Genomic DNA, 16660 nt, shown 5'->3' with positions numbered 1-16660 from the left:
ACTAAGGCCGCCCTCCTCCTGCGTTCTTGCCGTCCTCGCCTGGGTTCTCGGGCTTGCCCGTGTCCCCCGACGATCCTGACTTTCCTGTCTTGCCTGAATCCTCGGCCGGTCCCGGCTCCGCGGGCGACTTGGAGTCGCTCGGGGACCCCGCGTCGGCGGGCGGGGCGGCGTCCTCAGGCTTGGCGGGAGCGCCCGAACCGCCCTTGCTCTCGGGCTTGGCTCCACCATCGGACTGGCCGGCGTCTCCAGAGGCGCCGCGGTCGTCACCGACGGGCGGGCGGGTCTGCTGCGACTTGCCAGCATTTCCCTCTGCCGCAGCATCGGGGTTCTCGCTCGTCACGCCGTCAGTCGCTGCCGGGTCGTTGCCGTTCCCGATGGCTCGTGCGCGCTCGGCGACGCCCTGGCCGAACTCACGGCCCTCCAGGTCGGTCTCCGACATCCACATCAGCATGGCCGACACTTGCTCGCGAACCTCGCGCGACTGATCGGACCCTGCCGACGCCACCGATTCGGCGGCGGCCCTGAGCGCCTCGGTCGCCTCGGGGTCGAGCTCGTCGGTGGCCTGCTCGGCGTGGACGAGCGCGCCGTCGACGTCGCCCGTCTCGAGCAGCACCCGCACCTCAGCGAGGCGCTCATGCGCGCCCCCATTGTTGATGCCCACCGCTTCGAGGGCGCGGTCGAGCCCGTAGAGCGTGTCCCCGGGCGCAGCGCCGTCAGCGGCAGCGGCTCCCGCGAATCCCACTCCCACGAGACCGGCGCCTGCCACGATGGCGACGAGGCGCCGCGACAGCGCCGAGCCACGTCGCGGAGAAGGCCGGGCGTGGGCTCGTGCGACGCCACCATCGGTCGTCGCAGGAACCGCCCGGGACAGTGCGACCGCCATGGCGGCCACCTGATCATCTGACGGAGCGTCGGCGGACGTCGACCGCAGCGCGGCCATCACCGGACCAAGCTCCGCGAGGCGCGCATCGGCGATCGCGCGGCCGGAGAACAGCGCGTTCAGGTCGCGGTCGGAGAAGTGCTCGTCAGTAGTCATCTCACTGTGGTCATCGCTCGACGGGCCCCGGACGTTACGCGTCATCGTCAGATTCTTTTCCAGGAGTGTCAGAGTCGTCGCGACCGAGGGCGTCGCGCAACGCGCGGACGGCGCGGTTCTGCAGCACGCGCACCGCGCCCTCCGACTTCTGCAGCACCTCGGCGGTGTCCTTCACGGACATGTCCGCGACGACTCGCAGCATCAGGACATCACGCTGCATCGCGGTCAGTCCCCGAATCACTGCGCGCAGCTCCATCAATGAAAGGTCGCTGAGCGCCTCGGACTCCACGTTGCCGAGGAACCTCTCGTCAGCGATCGTCGACAGGTCCACCTCGCCGGTGACCGGCGCCGTACGACCGTGCGATCTCCACGCGTCCTGCATGCGACGGCGCGCGATCGTGAAGGTCCACGCCCGGAACCGATCTTCATCTCCCTCGAACCGGTGGATGTCGCGCGCAATGTTGAGGAAGGTCTCGGAGACGACGTCCTCCGCCTCGCCTGGCACACCAGATCCCCGCACGAAACCGTGCAACGGGCCGTAGAGGTCACGGTAGATGGATTCCCACGCCCAGGTGGCACCCTGGCGGGCCGCCGCCAGCGTGGCAGGGAAGTACTCGCCCAAGGTCACGGCCGAGCCACCTCCCCTCTCTTCGCATCATGGCACGACGAGGTCGACGCAGTGCACCACCGTGTGCACGCGTCGCACAACGAAGAAGACTCCCCACCTGATGGTGAGGAGTCTTTCCGTAGCCCCGACGGGATTCGAACCCGCGCTACCGCCTTGAGAGGGCGGCGTGCTAGGCCGCTACACAACGGGGCCCTAGCGGTCCGCCCAACCTGCGGCGAACGCGAGTCACGATGATAGCCGATGTTTCGACCCTTGCGCTAATCGCGGCCGCGCACTCGACCACGGGCCACGATAGCGAGCTCCTCGGCTGTCCCTCCGCAGCCCGCCTTCTCCTTCTCGCCACCCTCTCCCCCGCATCGTCCGTCGCCTCCTGTTGCCGAGCGTAGGTGAGTTATGTAAACTTGAGTGCATACGGCTCAACTTCGAGCCTCATGTCAGATCAAGCAGGAGGTTCATCATGACCACCCCACAGCAGGCGCCCCAGGCCGACCAGCAGCCAAGCGCCCTCGAGCAGTTCGGCCAGGACTTCACCGCCCTCGCCGAGTCGGGCTCTCTCGACCCCGTCATCGGCCGCGACGAGGAGATTCGCCGCGTCATGCAGGTCCTCACCCGGCGCACCAAGAACAACGCCGTGCTGATCGGCGAGCCCGGCGTGGGCAAGACGGCGATCGTCGAGGGCCTCGCCCAGCGCATCGTCGCCGGCGACGTTCCCTCGTCCCTCAAGGACCGCCGCGTGATCGAGATCGCCATGAGCTCGGTGGTCGCGGGCGCCGCCTACCGCGGGCAGTTCGAGGAGCGACTCAAGGCCATCCTCACCGAGGTCGAACAGGCCGAGGGCCGCATCCTGCTGTTCATCGACGAGCTCCACACCATCGTGGGAGCCGGCAAGGCCGACGGCAGCGTCGACGCGGGCAACATCCTCAAGCCGATGCTCGCGCGCGGGAAGCTGCGCATGATCGGTGCGACCACGCTCGGCGAGTACCGCGAGCACATCGAGACCGACTCCGCGCTCGAACGCCGGTTCCAGCCCGTCTACGTCGGCGAGCCATCGATCGAGGACACGGTCGCGATCCTGCGTGGGCTTCAGGAGAAGTACGAGGTCCACCACGGCGTGAAGATCACCGACGAGGCGATCGTCGCCTCGGCCCGCCTCTCCGACCGCTACATCTCGGACCGGTTCCTGCCGGACAAGGCCGTCGATCTCATCGACGAGGCCACCAGCGCTCTCAAGATGCAGCTCGACTCGATGCCGATCGAGTTGGACCGCGCGCGCCGCCGGATCATGCAGCTCGAGATCGAGCGCACGCAGGTGGCGAAGGACAAGTCCCCCGCCGCCCGCGCACGACGCGACGAGATCGACGCCGACATCGCGCGCCTCAAGGCCGAGTCGGACGAGCTGAACATGCGGTGGGCGCGCGAGAAGGACCTCATCGTCCGCGTCTCGTCGGCGACGGAGCGGCTGGAGTCCCTCCGCGGCGAGCTTGACCGCGCCGAACGCTACGGCGAGCTGGAGCGCGCCGGCCGCATCCGCTACGGCGACATTCCGGCGGCGGACAAGGAGATGGCCGATGCGCGGGCTGAGCTCGAGGCGATCCCCGCCGAGGAGCGCATGCTCCGCGAGGAGGTCACCGGCGACGACATCGCCAGCGTGGTGGCGAAGTGGACCGGCGTGCCTGTCGAGAAGCTGCTGACCGACGAGTCGTCCAAGCTGGGCCAGCTCGAGGACCGCCTCCACGAACGCGTGGTGGGACAGCATCGCGCGATCGCGAGCGTGGCCGATGCGATCAGGCGCGCCCGCGCGGGGCTCGCCGACGAGCACCGGCCCATCGGCTCGTTCCTGTTCCTCGGCCCCACGGGTGTGGGCAAGACCGAGCTGGCGCGCGCTCTCGCGGAGCAGCTGTTCGACGACGAGCGGGCGATGATCCGCATCGACATGTCGGAGTACATGGAGAGCCACGCCGTCGCGCGCCTGATCGGTGCGCCCCCGGGGTACGTGGGCTACGACCAGGGCGGACAACTGACGGAGGCCGTGCGGCGCCGCCCGTACAGCATCGTGCTGTTCGACGAGGTGGAGAAGGCCCACCCCGACGTGTGGAACGTGCTGCTCCAGGTGCTCGACGACGGTCGCCTCACCGACGGTCATGGGCGCACGGTGAACTTCACGAACACCATCCTCATCATGACGTCCAACCTCGGCTCCGACATCGTGCTCGGATGGGACGGCGTGGACCGGGCCGCGCTCGAGGCGAACCTGCAGGTGGCGCTGCGCACGGCGTTCCGGCCCGAGTTCCTCAACCGGCTCGACGACGTCGTGATCTTCGACCGCATCGACCCGTCCGCGATGGGCGACATCGTGGAGACGGAACTCGCGAAGGCCGTCGCACGGATCGCCGCGCAGAAGGACATCGCGCTGACCGTCACCGACGCCCTTCGGGAATCGCTCGCGCGCGACGGCTTCGACCCCGCGTTCGGGGCGCGTCCGCTCAAGCGGCTCATCCAGACCCGGGTGCTGAACGCTCTGGCGAAGGAGATCGTGGACGGCACCGTCGGAGAAGGCGATCAGGTGCGCGCCGACTGGGACGGAGAGCAGGTGGTGCTCGAGTCCGCATAGGGCCAACCGGGGACGCCGATCGATTACCGTGGTCGGCGTCCCCGTCCCCGCCCCCTGCCTCGTCGACGCCAGAGGGCGGCTGATCCGAAGGATCTCGATGATGCCTCGCACCGCAGTCCGCTCGCACGCGGCCGTGATCGCGCTTGCGCTGGTGGCGGTCACCGGCTGCGCGTCGCCCGCACCCGTCGCCGAGGCGCCTGAGCCGTCGGCCCCGTCGGTCGCGCCGTCCTCGTCTCCCGCTGCCACTCCCACGGCCGCGGATCGGGCGACCACGCGCGAACTGCGGGAACTGGAGGCGGAGTTCGAGGCTCGCGTGGGCGTGAGCGCAGTCGACACCGAGACGGGCGCCACGGTCGAGTTCCGTGCTGACGAGCGCTTTCGCTTCGCGTCGACTCTGAAGGCGTTCGCTGCGGCCGAGCTGCTCCGCACCGCGGCACCGGATGAGCGCGAGACAACGGTGACGTGGACCCAGAGCGACGTCGATCGGGCGGGCTACTCGCCCGTCACGAGCGAGCACATCAGCACCGGCCTCAGCTTCATGGAACTCGCCGAGGCGGCGGTGCGCGACAGCGACAACGCCGCCATGAACCTCATTCTCGAACGGCTCGGTGGCCCGTCCGCCCTCGGTGAGGGTCTCGCGGCCCTGGGCGACACGACGACTCGGGTCGTCGACGACGAACCCGATCTCAATGACGTCGATGCTGGCAGCACCGATAACACCACGACACCAGCGGCATTCGCCGAGAACCTGCTCGCGTTGAGCGATCCCGAGAATCTCGCCGGTGACGACTACGACACCCTGATCGACTGGATGAGCGGCAATGCGACGGGCGATGCGCTGGTGCGCGCAGGTGCGCCGGCCGGCTGGACCGTGGCCGACAAGTCGGGGGGAGCCGGGCCGATGAGGAACGACGTCGCGATCGTCTTCCCACCCGACCGCGCCCCAATCGTGATCACCGTGCTGACCGAACGCACGGACCCGACGGCGGAGTATGACGATGCGCTGGTGGCACGCGCGGCCGAGATCGTCCTGAGCCAGTTCGAGTAGCGCGTGCGACGGGCCGCCCTGCCACCGTCACCCACGCCCGCGCATCGGCCCGGAGACGAGAAAAGGCCCGCCGTAGCGGGCCTTCTCTTCTGGCTGGGGTACCAGGACTCGAACCTAGACTAAATGAACCAGAATCACTCGTGCTGCCAATTACACCATACCCCAACGCCCTCGGGCGGACCCGAGACGAAGGCCGAGCAGCAAGCCCGGCCGACGAACCACTCTACCCTGCATCGGCCGCCTGTCCAAAACCGAACGCGCGAGCGCGTCGCGCGCGGCGCGTCAGTCCCAGTACACATCGGCGAGGCTCTCGGCCTCGACGATTCCGCCCCTGATCAGGGCGTTGCAGGCGGTGCCGAGCGCGTCCATCACATCGGCGAGATCGTCCCCGTCGCCCCACGGTCCTTTGACGGCGGCGCTGATGGTCACCGGGCCGCACTGGATGGCCTCGGCCCGCGTCATGTACGTGCCCCGGTCGAGCGCCGCATCCTCCTCGCCGACGCGCACAGCGACCGCGCCGCCGCTCACCGTCAGCCCCACTGACTGCGCAAAGGTGCCCTGCGATGCGGTCACCACCGGCACCCACACGGTGCCCTCGCTGGCGACGTCCGCCACCAGAGCGAGAGCCTCGTTCCAGCGCATCGACTCCTCTGCGTCTGCTCCGGCGGACCGGTCGTGTCGCAGCAACGAGATCTCGTGAGTGACCTCCGCCGGGTGCTGCTGCACCCACACCTGCTCAGCGACGGTCACGAGGAAGAGCTCGTCGGCCCGTGCCGCCGCGACCGCCCGATCGACCGCAGCGTCATCCGCGGTGTCGACGGGCGTGCGGGGCAGCGTGCACGTGGCCTCACCGCGCAGCGCCTCCTCGACCACGCTGCCACCCCGGCCGAGGTAGAGGTCGGGTTGGCGCAGCATCGGCACGGGCGCGCTCGGTGTGGCGGTCGCGGGCTCCAGGCCCAGGTACTGCGCCACCGTCCCGAGCGAGTCCTGGTGATCGACGATGCGCGCCTCGTAGGAGAAGCCCCGCTCCCCGAGGCATTCGACGAGCACGCGCCTATCGCTCCACTCCTGGTAGACGACGGCGGTGGTCTTGGCGGCCGTGGCGGTGGGCGGATCGGGCTCCGGCAGAGGATCGGCACGGTCGTCGGGCCACGCCAGCACCATGCCAGCTCCCACGACCACGAGCGCTGCGGCGGCGACGAGGACCATGCGCGTGCGGCGTACGCGTCGCGGGGCCGAGAGCCGCGGTCGGTCGCGCGCGGCGTGCTGGTCCTCGACGACCACGTACTCCTGAGTCACCCGTCACCTCGCCTCGTCGCGCCCCTCACTTCGGACCCTACCCCTGCGGCCCCGCGGCGGCGAGAGTGGACGGTCACCGTCCGCAGAAGCCCTCGGTGATCGCCCGATGCGCGATCGCCGCCGGTCCGTCCACTCCCCCACGGGACGCGGCCCAGGATGGCCACGCCGCGATCTCGATCTGGACGCCGGCGCACGTGACGACGTCCGGCATCACGCCCGCCGTTCCCGGGACGATGCGGGGCGCACCCTCGCGCCCCACGCGCACCAGCAGCGCCGTGCCGTCGCTCGCGAGTCCCGCCACGTCGGCGTACGACGCGACGCGCATCGGATCGTGGGGAATCCACACCATCGCGGCACCGAGCTCTTCGTTCACACGCGCGAGCTCCGCGTCCCACTGCCCATCGGCGGCAGGCTCCGCCCGCCCGGCTCCCACGAGGGCAGCCGATTGGACCGCGCGCACGGGGTCCTCTCGCAGGTACAGCACTTCGGCCACGTACGCACGGAAGACCGCGTCCGCCCTCGCGCCGTCGACCGCCTCTGACACGGCCCTGGTGTTGTCGATGTAGACGAGGTGCGACGGGGACGCGCACCCACCGGCGCTGGACTTCGCCGTCAGCGCAGTGCGCCAGGAGTCCTGCTCCGCAGGGTCGAGGAGGGCGAGCGTGTGGGCATTGCGCATGGTGGCGGAGGCGATGTCCGCGCCGGTGGGGGCCGCCGCGATGTCGAGCAACGACGCGACGCGGCCTGCACGCCCCGCTTCTCGTTGGGGATCGGCCTCGTAGGGCAGCCCACGCTCCTGCATGCACGCGGCGACCTGCTGCTCGTCGGTCCACTCGTGAAACAGGAGAAGCGTCTGCTGCTCGTCCGTGAGGATGGTGCCGGACCGGACCTCGGGAGTGGGATCCTCCTGGACCACCGGATCACCTTCGGAGAACTGGTCGATCCCGACCAGCACGGCGACCGCGATGGCGATCACGCCGAGCACGCGCCACGGCACATGCCACCGCCGGAGAGGTGGCGGCCGAGCGCCGCTGCCCTCTCGCCCTTCGACCACGTCGACGGTCTCCATCGCGCTCCCGTGAGCGCCCGAGCACGCCGCGGGTGGGGACCGGCGCCGTTGCGCTCTCGATACGACGATACGTCGCCAGAGAGCGCGGGGCCAGAGATGAGCGAGGTCCTCCTGAGAGCAGCCGCCGTGCGCCGTTACCGGAGCGCGGAGAGAACCTCGTCCAGTCCGCTGACGCGCACGACGCCCGCCGACGTGGGCGCCGTCTCTTCTGCCGTCCCTCGGCGTGCGCCGGGTCGGTCGAGCCACACGCCGGTCAGCCCCGCAGCGGCTGCGGCGCCCGCGTCGATGTCGGGCTCGTCCCCCACGTAGGCGACCTCTGCCGGGTCGAGGCCCAGGCGACGCACGCCCTCGACGAACACCCGCGCATCGGGCTTGCCGACGCCGAACGTGTCGACCCCCACGAACACCTCGACGCGGTCGAGCCCGCAGGCAGCCAGCTTGAGCTCCTGGTAGGCCGAGTCCGCGTTGGTGACGGCGCCGTAGGGGATGCCAGCCTCATCGAGGGCGTCGAGGAACGGTGCCGCGTCCTCGAATGCGCGCCATCCCTCACGGAAGTGACGCTCGAAGCGGGCGTCCCAGACGTCGTAGGCCTCGTCGTCCATGGGGTCGCCCCCGAACTCGGCATGCAGCTCGTTCGCGCGCCGCTGACGCTGCTCGCGGTGCGTCATCTCGCCGCGCGTGTGAGCCCGGTACCAGCCGGAGCCGTCCGCGCGCCAGAACTGCACCAGCAACTCGGGGTCGATCCCTTCGCTCAGATACTCCTGCGCGACAGCGATCAGGGCGTGACGGAAGGCGCCGCGCGTGTCGACGAGAGTGTCGTCGACATCGAGCAGCAGGCCCCGGACCGGGCCGCCCGTCACAGCCCTGCCGTCACAGCGTCGCGCGCAGGCGACGCAGACGAACGAGCGCGTGATCCTTGCCGAGGATCTCCATCGACTCGAACAGCGGCGGCGACACGAGCCGGCCCGTGATCGCCACCCGCAGCGGCCCGTACGCGAAACGGGGCTTGATTCCCATCTCGTCCACGAGCGTCGCCTGCAGCGCCTGCTGCTGACCCTCCGCGTCGAACTCCTCGAGCCCGTCGATCACGCGGATCGCGGCGTCGAGCACCTCGGCGGCGTTCTCCGGAAGCTTCGCGAGTGCGGCCTCGTCGTGGGTCAACTCCTCGTCGCCCACAAACAGGAATCCGAGCATGCCGGGAGCCTCGCCCAGCAGCGTCATGCGCGTCTGCACCAGCGGCGCGGCCTCGGCGAGAATCTGCTCTTCGTGCGGCAGGAGCTCGCGCGTGTCCGCCGTGGAGAGATGCCCACTCGCGTGAAGGTAGGGCGCCATGCGCACCACGAACTCACCGACGGGGAGCTTGCGGATGTGCTCGGCGTTGATCGCCTCGGCCTTCTTCAGGTCGAACCGCGCGGGGTTGGGGTTGACGTCCCGGATGTCGAAGGCCGCGACCATCTCCTCCGGCGTGAACACGTCGCGGTCGGGGCCGATGCTCCAGCCCAGCAGCGCCAGGTAGTTCAGCAGTCCCTCGCGGATGAAGCCGCGGTCGCGGTGCAGGAACAGGTTCGACTCGGGCGCACGCTTGGAGAGCTTCTTGTTGCCCTCCCCCGTCACCATCGGCATGTGGCCGAACTCGGGCACCCGCTCGGCGACGCCGATCTCGACCATCGCGCGGTACAGCGCGATCTGGCGCGGCGTCGAGGACAGCAGGTCCTCGCCGCGCAGCACGTGAGTGATGCGCATCAGCGCGTCGTCCACCGGGTTGACCAGCGTGTAGAGCGGCTGGCCGTTGCCCCGCACGATCACGAAGTCAGGGATGCTGCCCGCGGGGAACGTCACGTCGCCACGGATCAGGTCCGTGAACGTGATGTCCTCGTCAGGCATGCGCACGCGGATCACGGGCTGGCGGCCCTCCGCGCGGAAGGCGGCCTGCTGCTCTTCGGTCAGATCCCGGTCGAAGCCGTCGTAGCCCAGCTTGGGGTCACGCCCGGCCTCGCGATGACGCGCCTCGACCTCCTCCGGGGTGGAGAACGACTCGTAGGCGTATCCGCCCTCGACGAGCCGACGTGCGACGTCCATGTGCATCTGGTGCCGCTCGGACTGGCGGTACGGAGCGTACGGGCCGCCCACCTCGGGCCCCTCGTCCCACGTAAGGCCCAGCCACGTCAGCGCGTCGAGCAGCTGCTCGTAGGACTCCTGAGAGTCGCGCTCGGCGTCCGTGTCCTCGATGCGGAACACGAACGTGCCGCCGTGGCGGCGCGCGTGCGCCCAGTTGAACAGTGCGGTGCGAATGAGTCCCACGTGGGGCGTGCCGGTGGGAGACGGGCAGAACCGCACCCTCACCGCATCGGCCGTCGTGGTCGTTTCCGTCATCGGCGGATCACCGGATTGCGCAGCACTCCCAGCCCTTCGATCTCGATCTCCACGATGTCAGCGTGGCTCAACTTGGTCACTCCCGACGGGGTGCCGGTGAGGATGACGTCACCGGGCAGCAGCGTGGTCACCTCGGACGCCATCGCGACGGCCTGGGCGACGTTCCTGATCATGTCCCTGGTGTTGCCGCTCTGCACGACCTCGCCGTTGATGCGCGAAGTGATCTCCGCGCCATCCGTCGCGAGCTCCGTCTCGATCCACGGACCGAGCGGCAGCGAGGTGTCGAAGGCCTTGGCGCGGAACCACTGGTCCTCGGCGCGCTGCAGATCACGGGCGGTCACGTCGTTGGCGCAGGTATAGCCGTAGATGAAGTCCTCCGCACGCTCGGCGGTGACGTCCTTGCACACGCGGCCGATCACCACGGCGAGCTCCGCCTCGAGCTGGATGTCGTCGCTGTAGTGCGGCAGCACGATGGGGTCGTCCGGGCCAATCACCGCGGTGTTCGGCTTGAGGAAGAGGATCGGCACCTCGGAGGCGGGCCCGCGATGCGGGATCTCCTTCGCGTGGGCCTCGTAGTTCTTGCCCAAGCAGATCGCCTTGGAGCGAGGAATCACCGGCGCGAGGAGTCGCACGTCATCGGTGAGGGGGATGCGTTCGTTGGTCACCTCCCCTGGCGTGTACATGGGGTCACCGGTGAGTACCACCAGTTCCTCGTGCCCCGGCTCTCCGTCGACGACCGCGTACCGCGGCTCGCCTCCGGTGGTGAATCTCGCGATGCGCATGGTCTCCAGCGTAGCCGGGCGAGGCGTCCGCGCACGCGACGGAACGCCGGGCGGGCGGCCTTCCGCCGATGCGTACGATGCGAGATATGCACGCGAGCACGGCCGATGCGACGCACTCGGCCACCATCGAACGCCCGCGCCTTCGCATCGGCGGGCTCGACGTCGCCCGCGCGATCGCCGTGCTGGGCATGGTCGGCTCCCACACCGGCGACGAGGGTATCCGGGGAGACGAGTCCGACGGTTGGGCATGGCTCACCGTCACCCACGGCTACCCCTCCGCACTCTTCGCCGTGCTCGCCGGGATCTCGATGACCCTGATGGTGACGACTCGTGGCACCGTGCCTGTCTCCGCGGTCACCGCCGACCACCTCTCCCACACGCGCGTGCGCATCGCCGTGCGTGCCGCGATCCTGATCGCGCTCGGAGTCCTGCTGGCTGGCTTCGGCACGCCGGTGATCGTGATCCTGATGAACCTGGGCGTGATGTTCCTGCTGTCGCTGCCGATGCTGCGGTGGCGCACCGGCGCACTGCTGGGCATCGCGGCCGTGTGCGCGCTCGGCGGTGGGTGGCTCGCGCGCATGGCAGCGCAGTGGTCCGCCGACGCAGGCCTGGGCGAGTGGCCGCCGCTGCACTCGCTGTGGTCGGGTCACTACCCCGCGCTCGCATGGATGGCATACGTCATGATGGGCCTCGCTGTCGGGCGCATGGACCTGCGGTCCACGTCGGCTGCGGTGCGGCTCGTCGCGGTGGGGGCAGCGATCGCCGCGGGCACACGGGTCACGGGATGGGTGCTGCGGGAACGGCTGTCCGACGTCTCCGCGACCACTCGGGAGCACTGGCTCATCGACGAGGCCCATTCGTACACGCCCATCGAGATGGTGGAGAACAGTGGCGTCGCGTTGGCCGTGATCGGGCTGTCCCTGCTGGCAGCGTCGCGCTGGCCGCGAGCACTGTGGCCTCTGATCGCGTCGGGCTCCATGGCACTGACGCTGTACGTGGCGCACCTGATCGTCATCGCCTCGGTCGGCGTCGAGATGGTCTGGCAGCCGTCCAACGTGTCCTTCGTGGTGCTCGCGGCATCGCTGGTGGCATTCGCGTGCGGGTGGCGGGCGATCGCAGGACAGGGCCCCCTCGAACGCATGCTCACGAGCGCATCGACCGCTGCGGCAGCGCGCTGGCGGTAGTCCATGGCGCGCAATTGCCGCGCACGCCGCCTACGCTCGCCTCATGAGCTCTCCGCGCAACGACGTGCTCGCGTGGCTCCTCGAGGGCGACCCGTCCATCCGCTGGCAGGTCATGCGCGACCTGCAGGGCGCCGATGCCGGGGCCGTCGCCGCCGAGCGGTCACGAGTCGCGCACGAAGGATGGGGCGCTCGCCTTCTCGAACTGCAGTGGGACGACGGCAGCTGGGATGGCGGCGCGTGCTTCCCGAGCCCCTTCTCCGAGGCGCTGTACGAGCGCGAAGGACAGCCATGGACTGCGACCTATCCCACGCTGTCACTCCTGTGCCAACTCGGCGTCGACCCTGCCGATCCTGCGGTGTCCGCCGCCGTGACGCGCGCCGGCGACGGCGTGCGCTGGGAGGAGGGCGGCCAGGCGTTCTTCGACGGCGAGGTCGAGCCGTGCATCAACGGCCGCACGGTCGCGATCGCCACGTACTTCGGCCGCGACGCCACCCCGATCGTCGAGCGCCTGCTGACCGAGCGGCTCACCGACGGAGGGTGGAACTGCGAGGCTCCCCACGCATCGTCCGTCTCGAGCTTCGACACCACGGTCAACGTGCTCGAAGGTCTCGCCGCCTACGGTGCGGCGGGAGGGCGCGTGCCCGTGGACGCCGCGCTGCGCGGGGGCGAGGAGTACCTGCTCGAACGACGCATGTTCCGCCGCCGTACCACCGGCGAGGTCGCTCATCCCGGTTATCTCCGGCTCGCGTTCCCCTCCCAGTGGCACTACGACATCCTGCGCGGTCTCGACCACCTTCGCGTCGCCAGCCGGGCCCCCGATCCCCGCGCCGCCGAGGCCATCGACGTGCTGAGCTCCAAGCAGCGCGACGACGGGCGTTGGGACCTGGACCGCGCGCATGCCGGCCGGATGCACTTCCCGCTCGAAGAGGTCGGCGAGCCCAGCCGGTGGATCACGCTCCGGGCACTCAGGGTGCTCGAGTGGTGGGAGTCCGGCACCAGGGAGCGAGCGTGAGCGGCCATCAGGACGATGCGCGGGAAGCTCAGTGGAGCGACCCGCGCGAGGAGATCGAGATCTCCGTGCTCATGGCGAATGGCCGCCTCGCGCCGCGCCGCTTCGCCTCGAAGGAAGACGCGCATGCGTGGGCGCACGAGGAGGAAGGTGAACGCGTGGTCGAGATCAATGCGATCTGCGACTGCGACCTCTGAGCGCGCCCGCCCTGCGAGAATGGCGCCCATGCCCACCACCGCCGTGTCTCGCGTCGCGCCGCTCGCTGCCGCGGACTGGCGCGCGCGTGCATCGACGCACCGCGACCGGGCCGACGCACTCACGGCGGACCACCTCGAACGACGCTCGCGTGGCGAGCGCCACGCGATCGAGGACTTCCTGTTCGAGTACTACGCGACCAAGCCCGGCAGGCTCCGCCGGTGGCACCCCGGCATCGGCGTCGCGCTTGCCGAGGCCCCCGAGCACCAGGAGTGGCGTTGGTACCGCACGGAGGGTCAGGTCACCGCTGTCGATGCCGAGGCCTTCCGCGCCGACCGCGGCGACGCCGTCACGCACATCCGGCGTCTGCTGGTCGCGACGGCGGGCCGGGCTCCCCTGCTGGGCTGCTTCGGGATGCACGAGTGGGCGATGGTCTATCGCGCCTCCGATGCTGGCCGGCGCCACGGGCTGCCGCTGCGCCTGGGTGGTGACGGCACCGATGCGGTGGTCGAGGCGCATCCGCTGCAGTGCACCCACTTCGACGCGTTCCGGTTCTTCACTGCTGACGCGACTCCCCGCAACGCCCACGCGCTCACGCGACTCTCCCAGCCCGCGATGGAGCAGCCCGGCTGCCTGCACGCGACCATGGACCTGTACAAGTGGTGCCTCAAGCTCGAGCCTGCGGTGCCGAGCGACCTGATGCTCGACTGCTTCGAGCTGGCGCGCGACGTGCGTCGGGTCGACATGCAGGCGTCGCCGTATGACGTGTCCTCGTACGGGCTCGCCGCCATCCCCGTCGAGACCCCGGAGGGCAAGAGCGAGTACGCGCGCCGTCAGCGGGAGTTCTCGGAGCGGGCGGCGCCGTTGCGCCAGCGCCTGATCGAGATCTGCGACGCGATCCTCTCCCCCACCCCGCTGTAGGAAGGTTCTGTACCCGCTTCGCCCTCGCGGTGCATCGTGGAGGAAGTTCTCGTACCCGTCCAGCTAGGGAATCACGTCCGCGGCGATCGCGAGCGCGGCGGCGGACCGCTCGTCCGCGGTGCCACCCAGGTCACTGCCCGGCTTGTTGGCGAACAGCACGCCCATGACGGCCATGCGCATGCGCAGCTTGTCCTCGACCGTGGCGTCCTCGGGAAGCGCGGCCGCCCAGAGCCGCTGCTTGATGTCGTGGACCAGGTCCGTGGTGGCGCGAAGGTTGTGCAGCGCCACCTCGTTCTGCTGGACGCACTGCATCACCCCGCCACCGGCACCGCGGGTGACCTCTCCGAGCCGCCGGATCATCTCGAGCCGTCGTTCACGCGTGGACGGCCCGTCGAGCATCCACGACACCAGCGCATCGACATCAGTCGAGACCTGGCGCAGGAGCGAATCGAGGATCTCCTCTTTGGTCTTGAAGTGGTAGTACAGCGCCGCCTTCGTGACGCCGAGGTCCTCCGCGATCTCTCGCAGGGAGGTCTGGTCGTAGCCGTTGGCGGTGAAGCGCTCGAGCGCGACGGTCTGGATGCGCTCCCGCGTATCGCCCCGTCGGCGCGTGCCTGACTCCACCATGACTGCTCCCTACCTGCTCCGAAAGTTCTTGAGAAATCTACTTGACGGCCGGCTAGTAGTGCCGCTAGCGTCACTCTCGTAACTTACCGGACGGCTAGGAAGTTCTGCAAGCACCTCCGCCACCGTTCCACGCGCCGACCTCGCCCGAGGTCACGCACACGCCCTCACCGGCATTCCCGCCAGCGCCGACCGCAGACGCACTCGTCGCCACCGCGGTCGCCGTCACGAAAGGTCCCCCATGGACACCACACCCGATCCCCGCCGCTGGTGGGGCCTCGCCGCGATCGGGCTCGCACAGCTCATGGTCGTGCTCGACATGACCATCGTCAACATCGCTCTGCCGACTGCCCAAGCCGACCTCGGCATCTCTGACGCCGACCGCCAATGGGTCATCACCGCCTACACGCTTGCCTTCGGTGGCCTCCTGCTGCTCGGCGGGCGGCTGGGCGACGTCCTGGGTCGCAAGCGCACGCTCATCATCGGCCTCAGCGGCTTCGCCGTCGCCTCAGCGCTCGGAGGTCTCGCTCAGAACTTCGAGATCCTGATCACCGCCCGCGCTCTTCAGGGCGTCTTCGCCGCGCTCCTCGCGCCGGCCGCGCTGTCGATGCTCAATGTCACCTTCACCGACGCTCGCGAGCGCGCCCGCGCCCTGGGCGTCTACGGCGCGATCGCTGGCGGCGGTGCCGCCATCGGCCTCATTCTTGGCGGCGCTCTCACTCAGTACGTCGATTGGCGATGGACGCTCATGGTCAACGTGCCCATCGCGATGCTGGCGGTCGTCGGCGCTGCGCTGTTCCTGCGTGACCACGGCACTGGAGGCGTCCGCGTGCGCCTGGACGTTCCTGGCGCGCTGCTCGCCTCGGGCGGACTGCTCGCGATCGTCTTCGGACTGAGCGAGGCGGAGCAGGACGGCTGGACCTCCACGATCGTCCTCGGCTCGCTCGCCGTCGGAGTGCTGCTGATGGCCGCATTCGTCCAGGTGGAGCGCCGCACGCCGCACGCCCTGCTGCCGCTGCACCTGCTGCGCGACCGGAACCGCGTCGGTGCGCTCACGGCGGTGGGGCTCTCGCAGATCGGCATGTTCGGCGTGTTCCTGTTCCTCACGTACTACATGCAGGGCGTCCAGGGCTACTCACCCATGGCGACCGGCCTCGCGTTCCTGCCCATGGTGGTGGGCATGATGACCGGCGCGGTGGTGCTCTCCGCACGCCTGCTGCCGCGGGTCGGCCCGCGCCGGCTCATGGTGCCAGGACTGCTGACCGCGGCCGCGGCGCTCACCTACCTCACGCAGATCGAGGTCGGGTCGTCGTACTGGGTCAGCGTGTTCCCCGGTCTGCTGTTCCTGGGGCTCGGCATGGGCCTGACGTTCATGCCGTCGATGGCGACCGCCACCGGCGGGGTGCGTGGCACCGACGCCGGCGTGGTGTCGGCAACGCTGAACACCACTCAGCAGGTGGGCGGGTCGATCGGCATCGCGCTGCTCAACACCGTCGCCGCCACCGTCACCAGCACGTGGATCGCCGACAACGGCGGGGCCGCTGCGGACGTCAGCGAGGCCGCGGTGCAGGGCTTCACCACGGCCATGTGGGTGTCCGTGGGTGCGGTGCTGCTCGCCGCGGTCGTGGCAGCGATCCTGGTGAACGCCCGCCCCACCGACAGCCACCGGTCCCCCACTGCGGAAGAGTTGGCGGAGGCCGAGGCGGCAGGCGCGCCGGTGCCGGGCGCCGTCGTTCCCGTCGCCGCTGGGGCTCACTCGACCACCACGACCGGAGGGGGCGCGCCTGCCGAGAGGCGCCCGTAGCTCTCTCACCCTCGCGGGGCAACGCACGTGGAGACATGTCCGCGACCCTCGCACCACCGCAGCGCCCCCGGATCCGT

15 protein-coding genes and 2 tRNA genes are annotated in these 16660 nt (G+C 69.8%); 7 read left to right on the top strand and 10 right to left on the bottom strand.

Going from position 1 to position 16660, the window contains the following annotated elements; translation table 11 throughout:
- Nucleotide 1: 1 nt before the first annotated feature.
- The 3 genes from QQX02_RS10230 to QQX02_RS10220 form a co-directional block, all read right to left on the bottom strand.
- A complete protein-coding gene (locus QQX02_RS10230; protein WP_301142885.1) occupies nucleotides 2-1081 on the bottom strand; it encodes a hypothetical protein in 1080 nt (359 codons plus the stop codon).
- Entirely contained in the window at nucleotides 1071-1664 is a 594-nt protein-coding gene (locus tag QQX02_RS10225; protein ID WP_301142883.1) for an RNA polymerase sigma factor, read from the bottom strand. Before QQX02_RS10225 ends, QQX02_RS10230 begins: the two co-directional genes overlap by 11 nt.
- A gap of 119 nt (nucleotides 1665-1783) precedes the next feature.
- Nucleotides 1784-1856, bottom strand: a tRNA-Glu gene (locus tag QQX02_RS10220).
- Nucleotides 1857-2121: 265 nt separating this feature from the next.
- Here QQX02_RS10220 and QQX02_RS10215 point away from each other — a divergent pair.
- Together QQX02_RS10215 and bla are read left to right on the top strand one after the other, a co-directional pair.
- The gene (locus tag QQX02_RS10215; protein WP_301142882.1) at nucleotides 2122-4275 is read left to right on the top strand and encodes an ATP-dependent Clp protease ATP-binding subunit; all 2154 of its coding nucleotides are present in this window, start codon (nucleotides 2122-2124) and stop codon (nucleotides 4273-4275) included.
- Between the two features lie 100 nt (nucleotides 4276-4375).
- Entirely contained in the window at nucleotides 4376-5323 is a 948-nt protein-coding gene (bla, locus tag QQX02_RS10210; RefSeq protein WP_301142881.1) for a class A beta-lactamase, read from the top strand.
- Nucleotides 5324-5413: 90 nt separating this feature from the next.
- On the opposite strand, the gene QQX02_RS10205 is transcribed toward bla, so the two are convergent.
- The 6 genes from QQX02_RS10205 to QQX02_RS10180 all read right to left on the bottom strand — a co-directional run bounded on the left by QQX02_RS10205 (nucleotide 5414) and on the right by QQX02_RS10180 (nucleotide 10846).
- A tRNA-Gln gene (locus QQX02_RS10205) sits at nucleotides 5414-5488 on the bottom strand.
- A gap of 117 nt (nucleotides 5489-5605) precedes the next feature.
- Nucleotides 5606-6622: a hypothetical protein gene (locus tag QQX02_RS10200; RefSeq protein ID WP_301142879.1), complete on the bottom strand. Its 1017-nt coding sequence runs from the start codon at nucleotides 6620-6622 to the stop codon at nucleotides 5606-5608.
- Nucleotides 6623-6695: 73 nt separating this feature from the next.
- Nucleotides 6696-7691 (bottom strand): hypothetical protein, encoded by a 996-nt coding sequence (locus tag QQX02_RS10195; RefSeq protein WP_301142877.1) that lies wholly within the window; start codon nucleotides 7689-7691, stop codon nucleotides 6696-6698.
- Between the two features lie 134 nt (nucleotides 7692-7825).
- Nucleotides 7826-8551: an HAD family hydrolase gene (locus QQX02_RS10190; protein ID WP_301142875.1), complete on the bottom strand. Its 726-nt coding sequence runs from the start codon at nucleotides 8549-8551 to the stop codon at nucleotides 7826-7828.
- A 10-nt stretch (nucleotides 8552-8561) separates the two neighbouring features.
- A complete protein-coding gene (gene gltX, locus QQX02_RS10185) occupies nucleotides 8562-10064 on the bottom strand; it encodes a glutamate--tRNA ligase (protein ID WP_301142874.1) in 1503 nt (500 codons plus the stop codon).
- Entirely contained in the window at nucleotides 10061-10846 is a 786-nt protein-coding gene (locus tag QQX02_RS10180; RefSeq protein ID WP_301142872.1) for a fumarylacetoacetate hydrolase family protein, read from the bottom strand. Before QQX02_RS10180 ends, gltX begins: the two co-directional genes overlap by 4 nt.
- Nucleotides 10847-10932: 86 nt before the next feature.
- On the opposite strand from QQX02_RS10180, the gene QQX02_RS10175 reads away from it, so the two are divergent.
- From QQX02_RS10175 to QQX02_RS10160, 4 genes are read left to right on the top strand one after another with little or no spacing between them, the layout of a single operon-like run.
- Nucleotides 10933-12030: a heparan-alpha-glucosaminide N-acetyltransferase domain-containing protein gene (locus tag QQX02_RS10175; RefSeq protein WP_301142871.1), complete on the top strand. Its 1098-nt coding sequence runs from the start codon at nucleotides 10933-10935 to the stop codon at nucleotides 12028-12030.
- Between the two features lie 43 nt (nucleotides 12031-12073).
- Nucleotides 12074-13042 carry a hypothetical protein gene (locus QQX02_RS10170; RefSeq protein ID WP_301142869.1) on the top strand — a complete coding sequence of 323 codons (969 nt, stop codon included), beginning with the start codon at nucleotides 12074-12076 and terminating at the stop codon, nucleotides 13040-13042.
- Entirely contained in the window at nucleotides 13039-13236 is a 198-nt protein-coding gene (locus QQX02_RS10165; RefSeq protein ID WP_301142868.1) for a hypothetical protein, read from the top strand. Before QQX02_RS10170 ends, QQX02_RS10165 begins: the two co-directional genes overlap by 4 nt.
- Nucleotides 13237-13264: 28 nt before the next feature.
- Complete coding sequence (locus QQX02_RS10160) at nucleotides 13265-14155, top strand: 3-methyladenine DNA glycosylase (RefSeq protein WP_301142867.1); 891 nt, start codon at nucleotides 13265-13267, stop codon at nucleotides 14153-14155.
- A 63-nt stretch (nucleotides 14156-14218) separates the two neighbouring features.
- Here QQX02_RS10160 and QQX02_RS10155 read toward each other — a convergent pair whose 3' ends face one another.
- A complete protein-coding gene (locus tag QQX02_RS10155; RefSeq protein ID WP_301142866.1) occupies nucleotides 14219-14782 on the bottom strand; it encodes a TetR/AcrR family transcriptional regulator in 564 nt (187 codons plus the stop codon).
- 238 nt (nucleotides 14783-15020) lie between these two features.
- On the opposite strand from QQX02_RS10155, the gene QQX02_RS10150 reads away from it, so the two are divergent.
- On the top strand, nucleotides 15021-16583 hold the full coding sequence (locus tag QQX02_RS10150) for an MFS transporter (RefSeq protein WP_301142864.1): 1563 nt from the start codon (nucleotides 15021-15023) through the stop codon (nucleotides 16581-16583).
- The last annotated feature ends 77 nt before the right edge of the window (nucleotides 16584-16660 follow it).

Origin of the sequence: Demequina muriae, from assembly GCF_030418295.1 — a bacterium.
Classification (GTDB): Bacteria; Actinomycetota; Actinomycetes; order Actinomycetales; family Demequinaceae; genus Demequina; species Demequina muriae.
This window is presented reverse-complemented; position numbering and strand designations above follow the sequence as displayed.